Annotated in this window: 1 protein-coding gene; it reads left to right on the top strand. The window is 68.2% G+C overall.

Features of this window, described 5'->3' with window-relative positions; genetic code table 11:
* The coding region (locus A9X05_RS09195; RefSeq protein WP_368664925.1) for a phosphopantetheine-binding protein at positions 1-728 on the top strand (728 nt) is incomplete at its 5' end.
* Positions 729-787: the final 59 nt, after the last annotated feature.

Raw genomic sequence — 787 nt, 5'->3', positions numbered from 1 at the left:
CGGCCGGTGATCCGGAAGGCGGTCGGCATGTTGTCGCGGGCGCGGGCGACCACCCCATCGAAGAACTCCTGACCACCATCTACACCGAAGTCCTCGGCCTCGACCGCATCAGCATCGACGACTCCTTCTTCGACCTCGGCGGCGACAGCATCCTGTCGATGCAGGTGGTCGCCCGCGCCCGCGCCGCGGGGCTGGCCTGCCGTGCCCGCGACATCTTCGTCGAGCAGACCGTGGCCCGCCTGGCCCGCATCCCCGGGATCACCGAGGCCCGCGAACAACTCGTCGACGAAGGCATCGGGCCGATCACACCTACCCCGATCATGCACTGGCTGTTCGACATTGACGGCCCGATCGATGAGTTCAACCAAACCATGGCGCTCCAGGTCCCGACCGGGGCCACCCACGCCGACCTGCTCGCCATCCTGCAGGCGCTGCTCGACCACCACCCCATGCTCAGACTGCGTGCCGACACCAACGCGCGGTCGTTGACCGTTCCCGGACCCGGCGCGGTCGGTGCCGGTGAGTGCCTACACACCGTCGAGGCGCTCACCGATCAGGTGCTGGCCCAGGCCCTGTCTCGGCTAAATCCCGCCGCCGGGGCGATGGTGAGTGGGTTGTGGGTGAGCACCACCGGCCAGTTGGTGTTGATCGTCCACCATCTGGTCGTGGATGCGGTGTCGTGGCGGATCCTGTTGGAGGACGCCAACATCGCCTGGGCCAGCACCTGATCGGTGAGCGCCTCGACGGTGTGTAGGCACTCACCGGCACCGACCGCGCCGGGTCCGGG

The organism is Mycobacterium sp. E3298, from assembly GCF_001666895.1.
Classification (GTDB): domain Bacteria; phylum Actinomycetota; class Actinomycetes; order Mycobacteriales; family Mycobacteriaceae; genus Mycobacterium.
The sequence above is the reverse complement of the archived record's forward strand: the minus strand, read 5'-3'. Positions and strand labels throughout refer to the sequence as shown.